At 67.9% G+C, this 15,190-nt stretch carries 13 protein-coding genes and 1 pseudogene; 6 read left to right on the top strand and 8 right to left on the bottom strand.

The features are described 5' to 3' along the window. Positions 1 to 80 precede the first annotated feature (80 nt). Positions 81 to 1,091, top strand: a complete 1,011-nt coding sequence (locus tag K1J60_RS27560; RefSeq protein ID WP_220648536.1) for an SEC-C domain-containing protein — start codon at positions 81 to 83, stop codon at positions 1,089 to 1,091. Positions 1,092 to 1,234: 143 nt separating this feature from the next. Next, entirely contained in the window at positions 1,235 to 4,396 is a 3,162-nt protein-coding gene (locus tag K1J60_RS27555; RefSeq protein WP_220648535.1) for a DEAD/DEAH box helicase, read from the top strand. A 9-nt stretch (positions 4,397 to 4,405) separates the two neighbouring features. Here the strand turns inward: K1J60_RS27555 and K1J60_RS27550 are convergent, their stop codons facing one another. Next, the gene (locus tag K1J60_RS27550; RefSeq protein ID WP_220651726.1) at positions 4,406 to 5,050 is read right to left on the bottom strand and encodes an ATP-binding protein; all 645 of its coding nucleotides are present in this window, start codon (positions 5,048 to 5,050) and stop codon (positions 4,406 to 4,408) included. A gap of 220 nt (positions 5,051 to 5,270) precedes the next feature. Here K1J60_RS27550 and K1J60_RS27545 point away from each other — a divergent pair, with 220 nt between their 5' ends. Next, entirely contained in the window at positions 5,271 to 6,119 is an 849-nt protein-coding gene (locus K1J60_RS27545; protein ID WP_220648534.1) for a helix-turn-helix domain-containing protein, read from the top strand. Further along, positions 6,116 to 6,310: a DUF397 domain-containing protein gene (locus K1J60_RS27540; protein ID WP_220648533.1), complete on the top strand. Its 195-nt coding sequence runs from the start codon at positions 6,116 to 6,118 to the stop codon at positions 6,308 to 6,310. Before K1J60_RS27545 ends, K1J60_RS27540 begins: the two co-directional genes overlap by 4 nt. A gap of 37 nt (positions 6,311 to 6,347) precedes the next feature. Here the strand turns inward: K1J60_RS27540 and K1J60_RS27535 are convergent, their stop codons facing one another. Beyond that, positions 6,348 to 6,680 carry a hypothetical protein gene (locus K1J60_RS27535; RefSeq protein ID WP_220648532.1) on the bottom strand — a complete coding sequence of 111 codons (333 nt, stop codon included), beginning with the start codon at positions 6,678 to 6,680 and terminating at the stop codon, positions 6,348 to 6,350. Positions 6,681 to 6,699: 19 nt separating this feature from the next. Next, a pseudogene (locus K1J60_RS27530) lies at positions 6,700 to 7,067 on the bottom strand (transposase family protein); the annotation flags it as partial. Positions 7,068 to 7,414: 347 nt separating this feature from the next. Between K1J60_RS27530 and K1J60_RS27525 the strand changes: the two are divergent. Continuing rightward, positions 7,415 to 7,600, top strand: coding sequence for a hypothetical protein (locus K1J60_RS27525; RefSeq protein ID WP_220648531.1), 186 nt, complete (start codon positions 7,415 to 7,417; stop codon positions 7,598 to 7,600). 249 nt (positions 7,601 to 7,849) lie between these two features. Here K1J60_RS27525 and K1J60_RS27520 read toward each other — a convergent pair whose 3' ends face one another. The 5 genes from K1J60_RS27520 to K1J60_RS27500 form a co-directional block, all read right to left on the bottom strand. Then, positions 7,850 to 8,329 carry a hypothetical protein gene (locus K1J60_RS27520; protein ID WP_220648530.1) on the bottom strand — a complete coding sequence of 160 codons (480 nt, stop codon included), beginning with the start codon at positions 8,327 to 8,329 and terminating at the stop codon, positions 7,850 to 7,852. An 84-nt stretch (positions 8,330 to 8,413) separates the two neighbouring features. After that, entirely contained in the window at positions 8,414 to 9,589 is a 1,176-nt protein-coding gene (locus K1J60_RS27515; protein ID WP_220648529.1) for a winged helix DNA-binding domain-containing protein, read from the bottom strand. 229 nt (positions 9,590 to 9,818) lie between these two features. Beyond that, positions 9,819 to 11,375: a hypothetical protein gene (locus K1J60_RS27510; protein WP_220648528.1), complete on the bottom strand. Its 1,557-nt coding sequence runs from the start codon at positions 11,373 to 11,375 to the stop codon at positions 9,819 to 9,821. 239 nt (positions 11,376 to 11,614) lie between these two features. Beyond that, a complete protein-coding gene (locus K1J60_RS27505) occupies positions 11,615 to 12,508 on the bottom strand; it encodes an alpha/beta fold hydrolase (protein WP_220648527.1) in 894 nt (297 codons plus the stop codon). A 258-nt stretch (positions 12,509 to 12,766) separates the two neighbouring features. Further along, complete coding sequence (locus K1J60_RS27500) at positions 12,767 to 13,756, bottom strand: GlxA family transcriptional regulator (RefSeq protein WP_259407941.1); 990 nt, start codon at positions 13,754 to 13,756, stop codon at positions 12,767 to 12,769. A 70-nt stretch (positions 13,757 to 13,826) separates the two neighbouring features. On the opposite strand from K1J60_RS27500, the gene K1J60_RS27495 reads away from it, so the two are divergent. Then, entirely contained in the window at positions 13,827 to 15,155 is a 1,329-nt protein-coding gene (locus K1J60_RS27495; protein ID WP_220648525.1) for an MFS transporter, read from the top strand. Positions 15,156 to 15,190: the final 35 nt, after the last annotated feature.

Genomic DNA, 15,190 nt, shown 5'->3' with positions numbered 1-15,190 from the left:
CGCCCCCTCCCGCCTCCCCACCTCCACCCGCGCGTCACCTCCGCCCCCCTCGGTCCCCCATCGGCAGTACGGTGTCGTCCATGCGCCCCGACACGCCTGCCGAGAACGTCGACCACAACGCCGAAGCGGCACGCCTGGAGCGGACCGCCGACCTCTACCCGGAGGACGCCGAGCACCTGCTCCTGCAGGCCGCGGCCCACCGGGAACTGGCCGGCGACCGCCCCACCGCGACAGCCCTCTACGACCGCCTGCTGTCGTCGTCCGCCCCTCTCGACAACCCCCACCTCGTACGCGCGCTGAAAGCCGCCAACCTCTGGGAGTACGGCCACGAGGCCGAGGCCCGCGCGATCATCGACGGAGTCCGCGCGGCCGCTCCGCGCGACCCGGCCCCCTGGGTGATCGTGGCGGAGGCCCTGGAGGCCCACGACGAGCTGGAGGCGGCCCAGGACACGTTCACCTCGGCCGTGACCCTCCTCCTGACGGACGTGGCGGAGCCCCCGTACTCCACCCGCCCCCTCCTCTTCGGCCGCCACCGGGTCCGCCGCATGCTGGGCGCGACGCACGACAACTGGGACGCCGTGGCGGACACCCTCCACTCGTCCTCGATCTCCCTGGACGAACTCCACGACCCCAAGCGCGTCTGGTCCCTGGGCTCGGACAACCCGGCGGAACTCCAGGCCGAGATCTCCCGCCTACGAGCGGAACTGGGCGCCTACCGCGAAGCCCTGTCCCGCCCCTTCCCGGTGGCGGTCCTGCACTGGCCGGCGGCCGAGCTGTCGGAACTCGTGTCGGCCTACCCCGGCCTGACCGCCGAGTACCCGTCCCACGAGGAACACCTGGCGACGATAGAGGCCTCGCTCCGGGAGCTGGCGTCTTCGGGCACGCCGAACCTGGGCATCGTGACGGGGACGGTCCCGTCGTACGAGGCGTTCGCGGCATCGGAGGGCGCGTCCCCGGACGACACGACGCTGCTGCCGCAGTACGCCACCACGCTGGCGGCTCGGGGGTTGGCTGTGGAATGGCCGCCGCAGCGGGAGGCTGAGTGTTGGTGTGGATCGGGGCGGGGCTACGGGGAGTGTCACGGAGCCTAGGCACGTGGGGCTCGGTCTGAGGGCCCAGCCCCACCCCTTCCGATGGGTGTTCCGCTGCACTGCGCGATGAAGTCCTTCGGCCAGAGTGTCAGTGGGCTCTGTTACGCATGGGCATAGCCGTCTGAGCGATCGAAGGAGCGTGCGTGTCTGAGTCGGGAGCCCTGTCACAGCCTGTCGCAGGTGTGTACGAGGAACTCATCACGCTGAGGTGCGAGGAGCGACTGAAGGAGCTCGCGAGCCTCGGATGGCGTCCGGTGAGCGACAAGCTGGGAACAGAATCGGTACCCCACGTGTTGGCCAGACACGTCGCAACGACCGTACGACGCGTGCTGCACGGCATTCCTCCCGAAGAGCGAGTACACGCGGCGAACCACATTCTGGAGTCCATCAGCACCCTCAAGGGGGCGCAGGAGTGGGTGGACTTGGTCGCGTCCGGCCCTCGTCAGCTGCTGGCGCTGACGCGGCAGGAGGCCCCCGGCGTCTTCGCCGTACGCCCCGGTATCCCGTTGTCCGACACCGCACTCATCACCAATTCGCCCGAAGACCCGAGCCTCGGCTTCGAGTTGCGTGCCGAGCTCGCCACCGCTGACCACGTCGACCTGCTCTGTGCCTTCGTGAAGTGGCACGGTCTGCGCATCATCGAGCAGTCCCTACAGGCCGCCCGTGAACGGGACGTGCCGATACGGGTCATCACCACGACCTACATCGGGGCGACCGAACGGCGTGCGCTGGACCGGCTGGTGCGAGAGTTCAATGCCGAGGTCAAGGTCAACTACGAGACGAGGTCGACTCGCCTTCACGCCAAGGCATGGTTGTTCCGTCGACAGAGCGGCTACGACACCGCTTACGTCGGCAGCTCCAACCTCTCGAAGGCCGCGCTGCTCGATGGGCTGGAGTGGAACGTCCGGCTTTCCTCCATCGCCACACCCGACGTAATGCGAAAGTTCGGCGCGACCTTCGAGGCCTACTGGAGCGACCCGTCCTTCGAGCTGTACGACCCGGACACCGACGGTGCGCGACTCCAGGAGGCATTGGCGATCGCCGGGGGCTCTTCGAATACCTCGGGCACGGATCGCAGGATCACCCTGTCCGGTCTCGAAGTACGCCCCTATGCCCATCAGCGGGACATGTTGGAGCGCCTGGAAGTCGAACGTGAAGTGCATGACCGGCACCGAAATCTGCTGGTCGCGGCGACAGGCACAGGTAAGACCGTGATGGCGGCACTTGACTACAAGCAGTTGCGCCGGAAGCACGGCCGTGACCTACGCCTGCTGTTCGTCGCTCATCGTAAGGAGATTCTCCAGCAGTCTCTGCGGACCTACCAAGACGTCTTGGTGGACGCGAACTTCGGTGAATCCCTCCACAGCGGGGAGATTCCGGAGCGCTGGACGCATGTCTTCGCCAGCGTGCAGTCACTCAACGCGCGTGCGTTGGACCGGCTTGCCGCTGATCACTTCGATGTGATCGTGATCGACGAGTTCCACCACGGGACCTCCCCGACATACCGGAAGATCCTCGATCACTTCGAGCCGCTGGAACTGCTGGGACTGACCGCGACTCCCGAGCGCATGGACGGCAAGAACATCCAGGACGAGTTCTTCGATGGGCGCATCGCTGCCGAGATGCGGTTGTGGGAGGCCTTGGAGAACGACCTACTCAGCCCCTTCCACTACCTCGGCATCAGCGACAACACCGACCTGAGTGCGGTGAAGTGGCATCGCGGGGCGTACGACGCAAGCGAGCTGAGCGATGTGCTTTCCGCCAACCACGCGCGGGCGCTACTGGTCTTGAAGGCCGTGGAGGAGAAAATCGCCGACCCGAGCGCCATGCGAGCCTTGGGCTTCTGCGTTTCCGTCGCACATGCGCGCTTCATGGCGGAGTCCTTCCGTAAAGCAGGACTCAACGCCGTTGCCCTATCTGCCGGAACCCCTGCCGATGAGCGCAAGCAAGCCCTGGCCGACCTCACCTCTGGCACATTGCAGGTAATTTTCTCGGTCGACCTCTTCAACGAGGGTCTTGATATCCCTGACGTAGACACCCTGCTCTTGCTGCGCCCCACCTCCAGCGCCACGGTGTTCTTGCAGCAGCTCGGACGAGGCCTTCGGCGTACCGACAACAAGGCCGTGCTGACCGTGTTGGACTTCATCGGCCAGCACCGCAAGGAGTTCCGCTTCGAGAACCAGTTCCGTGCCCTCACGAACCTGACTCGCAAGCGGCTCTTGGACAACATCGAGCACGACTTTCCACACCTCCCTTCCGGCTGCCAGATCATCCTTGAGGAGAAGGCGAAGAAAGTAATTATCGCCAACATCAAGGATCAGATCGGCGTCAACGTCACGGCGCTGGCTCGCGAGGTGGCGGGCTACGCAGAGCCGAACCTCAGCCGCTACCTCGACGAGAGCGGACGCGAACTCAAAGAGCTCTATCGGGGCAATGGAAACTCGTGGACGGGCCTACTCCGTCGCTCCGGCCTGCTGAAGGGCGAGGCTCCCGAAGGCGAGGCCGCGCTACTCAAGCGCGTCTCCGCTTTCCTCCACGTGGACGATCCGCTACGAGTCGCTGCGTACACAAGCATGTTGGAAGACGACGCCCCTGCCTACAACGACCTTGACGAGCAGGGACAGGCCTACGCCCGTATGCTCTTCTTCCAGTTGTGGCCACTCGGCGGCATCGTGCGCAAGGGGTATGCCAACTACGACGCCGGATTCGCAACCCTGCGCAAACAACATGCCGTCCGCAGCGAGCTGCGTCAGGTGCTGGAATACAACCTCGCCCACACCGAGCACGTACCGATCCCTCTCTTCGGCTTGGGCGGCCCGCCAGGCGTCCCCCTCACCGTGCATGCCTCATACAGTCGCGAAGAAATCCTGCCCGCTCTGGGACAGTCGTACATCGGCGGCTTCATGCCCGCCGACTTCCGTGAGGGCGTGAAGTGGTGCGACTCGATTAAGACGGACGCGCTCCTCATCACGCTGGAGAAGGACGAGAAGGACTTCTCCCCGCAGACCAGGTACCACGACTACGCGCAGAGCGAGACCCTCTTCCACTGGGAGTCTCAAAACCAGACCTCCGCGACTTCCCCCACCGGCCTGCGCTATCAGAATCATGTCGCCGAGGGCAGCCACGTCTTGCTCTTCGTCCGCCGCTACAAGAACACCGACATAGGCGGCGCACAGCCGTGGATACTGCTCGGCCCGGCGGAGTACGAGGATCACACGGGGAGCAAACCGATGGCGATCACGTGGAAGCTGAGGCAGGAGCTTCCGGCGGACGTCTGGACGTACTCGACTATCAAAGCCGGGTAGCGCCGCGCATCAAGCACCCACCACCCCTGCTTCCACTTCCGCTTCGAAATGCATCTGGGCTCGGTCCAATACGTCATCCGCATTACGACCGTGCACCCGGAGCCAGTGGAGAAGATCAGCAATAGCAATGATCGCCGCCTCTTCTCCCATGACTGCGCTCAGCCGCCCTGAGTTGTGGGCGGACGAGTGCTTCACCTGGCTGTAGAGGTCGAGCACCTCACCCGCCCTTGTTACGTGAGGTCCGCCGCAGTGGCTGTCGGGCGTGGTCGGCGTGGTGAGGAGCTCGCACCACGTCATCTTGCGATCAGCGAGGAGTTGAACGCCCCAGCGGTCGGTAACGGCATCCACGAGCGCCATGCCGCGCCCGCCCTCCGAGTCGGAATCCGCAGCCGTGAGCGTGGGCAGGGCCCGGGTGTCGGGGTCATGCACCTCGATGCGCAGGTACGTGCCGTTCATCGCAACCGCGAGGGTGGCCGGAGTGCCGTGACCGACGTGCGTGATGACGTTCGACACGAGTTCACTGACGCAGAGTTGAGCCTCGTCGACAACATGATGCAGACCCCAAAGTCCCAGGTGAAGCCGCACGATGCGGCGCAGGGCGGCCACTTCCTCGGGCTCTGCCAGAAACCGAAGGTCCCAGGGCTTCCTTGGCATGCAGGTCGCGCAGTCCACGCTCAACTCCTTCTCGCCCACTTCCGGTTACACATGCGAGTTGCTTGCACACCAAGAGTTGCATTGAAACTCTCAAAATGGAACTCTCACCAAAGGGGGCAAGGAGCGCGCTGCCGCATCTCACGCCCCCGGCGCACACCACCTTGCCGACCCACCTGGACAGCCAGGACTATCTGATGGATCAACACGAAGGGCTGCACAGATGCCAATTGGACCCACCACACGAAGGCGCCAACTGGGTGCGGACCTGCGCCGCCTCCGCGAGCTCAAGGGACTGACCCTTGAGGAAGCAGGTGCCCGCGTCGGCATCTCCAAGGCGACCTTGAGTCGCTACGAGACGAAAGAGGGCGCAGTCAAGTGGCCGGCCGTAGATGCCCTCTGCCGCGAGTACGGCGCCGTTGACGAAGAACGTCTAGCCCTGGTCGAGCTTGCAAAAGGGGCGAGGATCCAGGGCTGGTGGCGGTCACTCGCCGACCCGATCCCCGACTCCATGAACCTCATGCTCACACTTGAGGACGAGGTCGTACGTGAAGACCACTACGCCTGCATGTACATCCCCGGCCTACTCCAGACGCGCAAGTACGCGGAGGCCGTTCACCGGGCTTCAGAGGTCGAGTGCACAGAGCGAGAAGTCAAACACATGGTCGACATTCGGATGAAGCGACAGGAACTTCTCGAACGAGATGAGCCACCGCACATCTGGTGCGTGATCGACGAGGCAGCCATCCGACGCAGCGTCGGCGGACGCGAGGTGATGCGCGAGCAACTTACCCACCTGCTCACGATGTGCGAGCGCCGGAACATCACTGTCCAGGTACTGCCCTTCTCAACAGGCGCGCACGCCGCGGCTGTCGGCAGCTTTGCCGTCCTGCGAGGCCCTACACCCGAATTGGACGTGGTCTACGTCGACCTGCTCGGAGGCGGACTCTTCATGGAGAAGCCTCAGGAACTGGACCGGTACAGGTTGGCGTTCCAGTACCTGAGCGCACAGGCCCTCGACCTAGAATCGTCGGCCACCCTGATCAAGCAGCTAAGCAAGGAGCCGCAATGACCCAAATACCCACGCCCTCTTGGTTCAAGTCTTCTCACAGCGGCGGAAGCGGGACAGAATGCGTCGAGTGCGCACACACTGATAACGGCACTCTCATACGCGACTCAAAGTGCCGCGAAGGGGATCTCATCCTTGTTCAAGGGAAAGCGTGGCGCGAATTCACAGAAGCACTAAAAAATGTAGGCCTATAATTCCACGAGAGGGACCCTTAGGATACTTGAACGATCGCTATTTACTCTCCATTATTCTGTCGAGTCCACGAAAGCCGTCCAGCACGTCAGTTACCGCCTTGAGCTCCATCTGCGGATCAGTCCTGACCTGCACCTTGGCCCCTTTGTGGGCAGCGTCACCACGTGCGGTTGCCCAAGCTTCCGTTACGTCTAGCCAAGCAGAGTTTATTTCGGCTTCCTGTAAGCCAACCGACAGTAGCAATCGCAGGAGATTCTTCTCTTTGATCCCATGATTCTGCTTCCACACGTAGCGATGAAAGTCGGTTCGGGCAGCCTCAATCCGGGCTTCTAGAGTGGGATACTTTGCCGGACGCGTCGCCGCTTCGCTCAAGGATTCAGGGATCGACGGGGTATTTGCCCGAGTAGAAGGGACGGTCGGCGGCGATCCGGTCGATCGGCAGAAGCGTCCCGTCCAGAATCAGATACGCCTTCATCGACGCGGCCCGCATGACTTCGGCAGCGTGGGGGCGAGGGCGGCCAGGAGCCCGACGGCCTCGGTGATGTAGCGGTAGACGGTGGTAGTGCCGATCCCGAAACCAGCCGCGAGCTAGGCATACGGCTGGCCGTTGCGGAGGGGGACGAGGGTGAGCAGGGCCTGCCGACCCGCGCTCAGGCGCCGCCATCGGGTGCCGAGGACACGACGGTGTTCCCTCAGTCGGGCAGTGAGGAAGCGCAGGTCAGAGCTGAACACGTCGACGCCGGACGGGTAGACAAGCATACGAAGCCTCTGGTGGAGGCGGTTCTCTTGGTCGAAACCCATCTACCAGGGGCTTCATCCGTCCGTCAGGCCAACTACCCATCCGACAGGTGAGATTGACAATGGCTCACGGTACGGCTGGCCGCAGCCCCGCCCCGGCCGGTGAACCTACGTATGCGACTACGTAATTCTACTGGCGCCTCCGGAAGGCAGCGTTGGGAGACTCGCCCCACGAGCTTCCTGACGGAGCCGTGGTGTCACGCCGGGGAGCTTGCGGCCTCCCTGCTGGGCAACCGTCGCCAGCGGTCCAACAGGGAGCGAACGCTGTCTGGTCAATAGAGCCCAGCTGAACATTGGAGAATCATCCGTTGGTTTCCAAGATTCGTGTCCTTCTGGGCATGCTCGTACTCCTGGCGCTGGCCATCGGCTCCATCGCCCTGCTCGCGGCCATGGAAGCCGATGCCACCTGGTTCACGATCGTTCCTCTCGGCATCCTCTTTATCGGCGCGTCCGTCGTCCAGTCGCTCGGATGGTTCAACAAAAAAGGCCGGTGACTGATCTGGCGGCTCGCAGGGCACACAGTTCTATTACGGCGCCCTGCTCGCGGGGCAACGGCAGGTCCGCCCGCCCTGCTCATCCGGGTGCCGTCGAGCAGTGAGTCTGCATCCTTCCTGCTCAACTGATCGCGGCCATGGCTGACCGCCGCCGCCCATGTCGGACGGCAGTTCATGGGAGGGAGAGGCACGCGCGAGGTGTGCCGGGACGACGAACCGGTGGGGCGGCGCGGTCTCCGCGGCCCCCGGTCATGCGATGTTCCCGGGGTCGGGTACCGGGCCGTAGTCCTCGGAGTGGTGGCGGGTCAGCGCGGCCAGGAGTTCCGGGTCGGAGTAGACCTCGGCGGTGTGCTGCCAGGCGATGAGCAGCTGGGCGACGGAGGCGCTGTTGCCGACCGAGTCGGCGGCCCGCATGGTGTCGACCAGTTCGACGGCGAAAGCGTGAAGATCGGGCTCGGGCAGGAAACGGACCCAGGGGAACGCCTCCGGCAGTATGTCGAGGAGCAGTTCCATGCTGCCGGGCTCCCGGCGAGCCATCGCGACCAGCATCCGAGTGGCTGCGGACACCACCGTCTGGTCCTGCTCGGCCCGCGCCGCGGTCGTGAGAACCAGATCTTCTCCGTCCCGGCGGTGCAGGAGCAGTCTCGGTGATTCCTGGAGCCGGGCGAGTGTCTGCTTGTTCTTGTTCACCAGCTCGGAGAAGTTCACGGCGGCGCTCTCGGTACCCATAACTTTGAAAGTACTTCGAAGTTCGCGCGATCGCCATCACTCGGAGGAGTGGTGGAGCGAGAGACTGCGGGGAGCAGGGCCCCGTCAAGCGGCGGGGAGTACGCGCGTCTCCGACGTGTCCGGGAGTGGCTTGGTCCACCAGTGGTCGTAGCGGCGGTACGGGGTCGGGTCCGATCGGGTGGTGAGGAGGGTCTGTAGGGCCGTGGCCTCCTGCGTGAGGGCTTCCCAGGTGGGGGTGGGGAGCGGGTGGAAGGCTGTGGCCTCGATGGCGTTGCCGAGGGGGCGCCAGATGCCGGCCACGTGGCCGTCCACCAGGAGGGTCGGGAGGACGTCGCCGTTCATGCGGGTGACGTACGTGCGGTACTCGGGCGGGAGGAGGCGGCCCCGGTCGGCGTAGGCCAGGAGCGTGCTGTCCCACATGGCCATGAGGCGAGGTGGGGCCGGGGTGTCCTCCGGGGGGCGTGGGGCGCCCGGGATGTCGTACAGGGTGTGGCCTGTGTCGGTGGCTTGCAGGGTTTCGAGTTCCTCCGACATGGCGGACAGGGCCGTTTTGATGCGGCGCTGTTGGACCAGTGCGAACTGGGACATGTCCGCGACCGTCGCCGGGCCGAAACCCTGGAGGTAGCGGCGGATGAGGGTGCGTAGGCCTTCGGCGGCCGCGTCCGGGTCGGTGAGGGACGGGCGGGGGGACGCCGCGACGTAGCACTGGCGGGTATCGAACGACCAGGGGCCGCCGGTGGGGGCGTGCCACAGGGGCGCGTAGTGGCGGAGCATGCGGTGGGCGCCGGTGTCCGGGGTGGCGGTGTCGCCGAGGTGGTCCTCCAGCCAGGTTCGGAGTTCGGCGGCCGTGCGCACGGTGCGGTCGGCGTGGTCGAGGAGGGGTGGGAGGAAGGCGTCCGCGTCGGCGGCTGTCAGGCCGGAGGCGCGGTAGCGGGGGTCGCCCAGGCGGGAGCCTCGCAGGGTGGGTTCCATCGCCTCGCGGAACGGGGTGTAGTCGTCCGCGTGGACGGTGTGGACGGTGATCCGCATCAAGGTCGCCCGGACGAGGCGGTGGTCGGTGAGCGCCGCGTCCAGGGTGGTGGGGTCGAAGGGGGACAGGCGGTTCCACAGGGCGATGTACGGGGACGCCGGGTGCTGGGCCTGGAGGGCCACGATGCGTCGTATCGCCGTCGGCACGTCCAACTCCGCACGGGTGAGGAGGAGTTGGCGGGCGAGTGTCGCGCGGTTGAGGGCGCGGGCGGTGAGTTTCGTGGTCCCCATGCAGGGGATTCTCTCCCGTCGCCCTTCGCGGTTCCTCAAGCCTTCGAGGTTCCTTCGACTTCACGGTTCCTTCGGCTTCGCGGTTCCTTCGCCCTCCGCGGTTCCTTCGCCCTCCGCGGTTCCTTCGCCCTCCGCGGTTCCTTCGGCCTCCGTAGTTCGAGCCGCAGGCCCTGCCCTGCCTCGCGGGAGGAGGGCAGGGCCTGCGGTGCACGAGGTGGCGGGGTGCGCCCTACGGCGTCTTCGCCTCGCCCTTCGTCAGGAGCCACTCCTCGTGCAGGGCACCCAGCGGGATCTTCTTCTGGAAGATCGGTGTGCCGAAGATGGAGAGCTGGAGGTTCAGGGTTCCGGTGAGGTCGATGCCGCCGTACAGGGCCCAGGAGCCCTGCGCCGAACCCGTGCCGTTCGCCGAACCCTCGGCGGTCGCGTCGGCCTCCGCGCGGAGGTACGGGGCGATGTCGGCGGTGACGCCGACCGTGCCGTAGAGGCCGACCGTCGCCTCCGCGCCCATCGCGGCCTTGACGTCACCGACGGCCGTGACCGTCGTCTTCAGGGGCTCTCCGCTCATGTGGGACTCGCTCACGCCCTGCCAGCCCTTGGCCCAGGTGAAGTTGCCGCCGACGCGGAAGTCCCCCTTGAGGTCCTGCTCGACGTCGACCGTGACGCGGCCGTCGGCATCCACCTGGAAGTAGCAGACGAGGTCCAGGTTGACGACGATCGGGACGGGGCCGACCTGGATGACGGGATCGGCGTGCAGTTCGGCGAAGGGGATACGGATCGGCTTGCCGTCGGTCGAGCCGGCCGCGCGGCCCTTCAGCGACCACTGGGAGGCCCAGTCGCCGGTCAGCCCCAGGAACGCGCCGCCCGGCGACGAGCCCGTGCCGGCGCCTGAGCCGTCGTACGAGAAGGCGACCTCGGGGGCGAGTTGGACGAAGCCCTCGACCGAGGCCGCTGCCGACGCGGGGGCGTCCGGCGCCGCCTCCACGGCCGCGCCCACGTCGATGCGCAGGCTGCCGAGCGGGAGCTTCGCGCCCTCGGGTCCGAAGGTGAGGTCGCCGGTCTTCGCCCAGGAGACCTTCACGCCCTGGACGAGCGGGTCGACGTCCAGGGTGGACGGGTCGACGGGGACCGTGCCGTCCGCCTTGCCCTCACCCAGGACGGAGTTGAGCTCGGCCGGCTCCGTCTCGACGGTCGTGCCGCCGTCCGCCGCCGTGTCGACGATCTCCGTCACCTCGGCCAGCACGCCGTCGGGGGCGCCAGGAGCGGGGGCGCTGGCTATGACGTCGCCGACGGCCACAGCCGGCTTCGGCTTCGGCTTCGGCTTCTCGCCTGTTCCGGTGCCGGTGCCGGTGCCGGTTCCGGTTCCGGAGTCGGCGCCGGTGTCGGTGTCGGAGTCGCTGCCGGTGTCGGCCTCGTCGGGGTCCTGGGAGGCGGAGGCCGTCCTCGACGGAGTCGCGGACGGTTCGGCGTCCGACCCGGACGCCGGTGCCGCGATCACCGCCCGGCCGCTCTTGCTGTCGTACGACGCGACCTTGAGCGCGGACCGCTTGGCCTTGCCCGGGTCGGCCGCGTTCGCGTCGGCCACGGCGGTGGGGGTGGCGTCACCGGTCGGGGCGGACACGACGGCGAGTTGTTCCTCGGCCGCGCCGGACGCGGGCGACTCGGCCGTCGTGGCGGCCGCCTTGTCGGCGGTGGAGGGGGAGTCGGTGGAGCAGCCGGTGACCAGCAGGGTCGCGACGGTGATCGCCGACAGTGCCGACAGCAGGGTGTGTCTTCTGAGCTTGTGCACGCGTGGGTCCTCGGGAGCGGTGACAGGGGGGTGCGCTTCAGGAGGGAGAGAGAACGCGGCTGCGGAGGGCGGGCCATGGCGGCACACCTGCCCTCACGGCAGTGCGCACGCGGTGGTTACCCCCCAGTAGCCATGCATGAGCATGCCAGGCTCGGGGGATGCCGTGGACCACTTCCCCCTCGCCTGACATGTGACGTGACTCACTCCCCCCAGCCCTCGCTGTGCGCCCAACTGCCTTTTCAGGCAATGGAGTTGATGAATTCGGACATCGCCGCGTGCAGGCTGCGCGGCTGGTCCAGATGTACGTCGTGGCCCGCCTCCTCGACGACGGCGAGGTCGGTACGGGTGCCCGGGGAGCGACCGCTCGGCATCCTCGCGGCGTCGGCGGCCGACATGGTGCCGTTGGCCCCACCGACCACCAGGGCGGGGCAGGCGACGGCGGCCCACTCGCGCAGGTACGACGTTTCGGCCACCTCCTCGATCGCGGCGAGCATCGTGGCGCGGTCCACCCGGGGGTACCAGCCGTCGGCACGGCGCTCCAGGTTGCGGGACCAGGCGACGTGACCGAAGAAGTCGGCTGCCCGGGGCGGCGAGTCGAACGGGGTGGGCCAGCTGTCCAGCCAGGCGGCTATGTGGGCGGGCAGGGTGGGGTCGGGGGCGCCGGGGCCCGCCTCGATCAGGATCAGGGAGTCGAGGAGTTCCGGGTGGGCGGACGCGGCGAGGAAGGCCGTGTGACCGCCGAGGGACTGGCCCACGAGGGTCAGAGGGGGATGAAGGGGCTGGGGCGGCTGGGGCGGGTGGGCCGGAGGTGTCTGTCCGGGGCGGGGCGCGGGCGGCTGGTCCGGATGCGCCAGGCCCAGTTCACGGATCACCGTCACCGCGTCCCGTACGCACGCCGCCCGGCTCATGTCCGCCGGGCGCCGCGTGCTCGCGCCGTGGCCCCGGGCGTCGTACGTCACCACGCGGTGACCGTCCGCCAGGAGCAACGGGACGAGATCGTCCCACTCTCCCTGGTGGCCGGCGAGCCCGTGCAGCAGCAGGAGGGTGCGGCCGTGCCCGTGGGGCGGGACGTGTGCGCGGAGGGCGAGGCGGATGCCGTCCGGGGTGGTGAGGTGGGTGACGGTGGGGGTCATCGCACGATGGTGGCGGCTGGTGTGCGGCGGCGTCAGCGGGGTCGCCCCCCTGCTACCTACGTGGGGCGCCACTCGGCGTCGCGGCGTCGCGGGGTCGCGGGGTCGCGGGGTCGCGGGGTGGAGAACACCTTGGAGGAGCCGTACTCCGCCCCGCTCGGCGTCGCCGCACACGGTCGACGCCCGGTGTCACGTCGAGCGTCACGCCGCACGTCACCTCGCGCATCACGCCGCACGTCACCTCGCGCATCACGCCGCACGTCATGTCGCGCGGAACGTCGTCCGGTAGGCGCTCGGGGACGTGCCCAGCGTCTCCTGGAAGTGCCGACGCAGGTTGGCCGCCGTGCCGAGGCCCGTGCGCGCCGCGATCTGGTCGACCGGCAGGTCCGACTCCTCCAGCAACTCCCGTGCCCGCTCCACGCGTTGCTGGGTCAGCCAGTTCATGGGGGTCGTCCCCACCTCGTCGCGGAACCGCCGGTTGAAGTTGCGCACGCTCATCGCCTCCCGGGCCGCCAACTGCCCCAGGGTGACGGGCTCGTGGAGGTGCCGCAGCGCCCATTCCCGGGCGGCGGAGGTGGCGGGCGCCGCGAGGGCGGGCACGGGGCGGCGTACGTACTGGACCTGGCCGCCCTCACGGTGCGGGGGTACGACCGTGCGGCGGGCCACGTCGCCCGCGACGGCCGTACCGTGGTCGCGGCGGATCATGTGCAGGCACAGGTCGATGCCGGAGGCACAGCCGGCCGAGGTCAGGACGTCACCGCCGTCGGTGTAGAGGACGTCCGGGTCCAACTCGACCCGGGGGAACAGCCGGGCGAACAGGTCGGTGTACCGCCAGTGCGTGGTGGCGGTGTGCCCGTCGAGCAGTCCGGCGGAGGCGAGGACGAAGGCGCCGGTGCAGATGGAGGCCATCCGGGTGCCGGGGCGGATCCGGGCGAGGGCGTCCGTGAGCGGGGCGGTGAGGTCGGGGGTGCCCTGGACGTAGTCGTCGTGGGAGGAGAGGACGATGACGGTGTCCGCCTCGGCCAACGCCTCCGGGCCGTAGGGGACGTTGACCGTGAAGTCGCCGTCCGTGCGGGTGACACCGGCGCTCAGCCCACAGGTGACGACCTCGTACAGCGGCTCCCCGTCCGCCGTCGCACCCTCTCTCGCCTGACCGAACAGCTGGTGCACGATTCCCAGTTCGATGGGCAGGAGCATCTGGCGGGCCAGTACGGCGACGCGGTGGCGTCCGGGGTGGGCGAAGACAGGCATGGCCACATTCTTGCGCACATGGTCCATCTGGCCACTCGTGGGGGCGGCTGCCGCCCACAAGGCTGGCCCCATGGCTGAGCTGACGACCCGGACCACGCCCCCCGAGCACGAGCACCCGCACTCCCCGGACTCCCAGAACTCCCCCGGCCCTCGCTTCCACCGCGCCTGGGCCGTGGCAGTCGCCGCCGGGGCGGCCATCGTCACCGCCGGGGCATTCACCACCGTCCCCGGGCTGCTGGTGACCCCGCTGCACGAGAGCTACGCCTGGGACCGGGGCCAGATCGCCCTCGCCGCCTCGGTGAACATGGTGCTGTTCGGTCTCACGGCCCCCTTCGCCGCCGCGTTGATGGACCGTGTCGGCATCCGGCGCGTGGTCGTCGGCGCCCTGCTGCTCGTCACGGCGGGCGCGCTGCTCACCAGCGTGATGGCCCAGCCCTGGCAACTGACCGCGTACTGGGGCGTGTTGATCGGACTCGGCAGCGGATGCCTCACCATGACGTTCGCGGCGAGCATCACGAGCAGCTGGTTCGAGCGGCGGCGCGGACTGGTCACCGGAGTGCTCAGCTCCTCAAGCCACCTGGGCCAGCTTCTCTTCCTGCCGCTGCTCGCCCGGGGCGTCGACCGGCACGGCTGGCGCCCGCCGGTGGTGACGCTGGCGTTCGTCGCCCTCGCGGTGGCCGCCCTCGTCCTCCTGCTGCTGCGCGACCACCCGGCGGACGTGGGCACGAAGCCGTACGGGGCGGAGGAGTTCGTACCGAAGCCGCCGCCCGCGTCGGGGGCGGCGCAGCGTGCCCTGAAGGTGCTGTTCGACGCCGCGCGCACCGGGCCGTTCTGGGTCCTGGCCGGGATGTTCGTCATCTGCGGTGCCTCCACCAACGGGATCATGTGGAGCAACTGGGCGCCGGCCGCCCACGACCACGGCATGCGCGCCACCGCCGCCGCGTCGCTGCTCTCGCTGATCGGCGTGTTCTCCTCGCTGGGCGCGGTCTTCTCCGGCTGGCTGACCGACCGCTTCGACCCGAGCCGGCTGCTGTCCGCGTACTTCGCGGTCCGCGCGCTCACCCTGCTGGCGCTGCCGATGGTGTTCTCGTCCACCGTGACCCCGACGATGATCGCCTTCGTCGTCGTCTACGGCCTCGTCGACGTCGCCACCGTCCCACCGGTCATCGCCCTCATCGACCGCGTCTACGGCGAGGACGGCCCGATCGTCTTCGGCTGGGTCAACTCCGCCCACCAACTGGGCGCGGGAGCCTCCGCGTTCCTCGGCGCCACGGCCCGGGATCTCTTCGGCGCGTACGACGTCGTCTGGACCGGCCTCAGCGTGGTCTGCCTGGCCGCGTCCCTGCTGGCCGTGGCCGTACGGGGGCCTCGGGGAGTCCGGCGGGTGGCGGCGCAGTAGCCTCGGGCGCGACGGACCTGGCGTAGGACGCGGGA

Source organism: Streptomyces akebiae, from assembly GCF_019599145.1.
Lineage (GTDB): Bacteria > Actinomycetota > Actinomycetes > Streptomycetales > Streptomycetaceae > Streptomyces > Streptomyces akebiae.
Note: the sequence above shows the minus strand (reverse complement) of the source record. Positions and strands in the feature narration are given on the sequence as shown.

Coding starts and splice junctions, on each gene's coding strand:
- K1J60_RS27560 (WP_220648536.1), top strand. CDS start 81: ATGCGCCCCGACACGCCTGCCGAGAACGTCGACCACAACGCCGAAGCG.
- K1J60_RS27550 (WP_220651726.1), bottom strand. CDS start 5,050: ATGCCAAGGAAGCCCTGGGACCTTCGGTTTCTGGCAGAGCCCGAGGAA.
- K1J60_RS27545 (WP_220648534.1), top strand. CDS start 5,271: ATGCCAATTGGACCCACCACACGAAGGCGCCAACTGGGTGCGGACCTG.
- K1J60_RS27540 (WP_220648533.1), top strand. CDS start 6,116: ATGACCCAAATACCCACGCCCTCTTGGTTCAAGTCTTCTCACAGCGGC.
- K1J60_RS27520 (WP_220648530.1), bottom strand. CDS start 8,329: ATGGGTACCGAGAGCGCCGCCGTGAACTTCTCCGAGCTGGTGAACAAG.
- K1J60_RS27515 (WP_220648529.1), bottom strand. CDS start 9,589: ATGGGGACCACGAAACTCACCGCCCGCGCCCTCAACCGCGCGACACTC.
- K1J60_RS27505 (WP_220648527.1), bottom strand. CDS start 12,508: ATGACCCCCACCGTCACCCACCTCACCACCCCGGACGGCATCCGCCTC.
- K1J60_RS27500 (WP_259407941.1), bottom strand. CDS start 13,756: ATGCCTGTCTTCGCCCACCCCGGACGCCACCGCGTCGCCGTACTGGCC.
- K1J60_RS27495 (WP_220648525.1), top strand. CDS start 13,827: ATGGCTGAGCTGACGACCCGGACCACGCCCCCCGAGCACGAGCACCCG.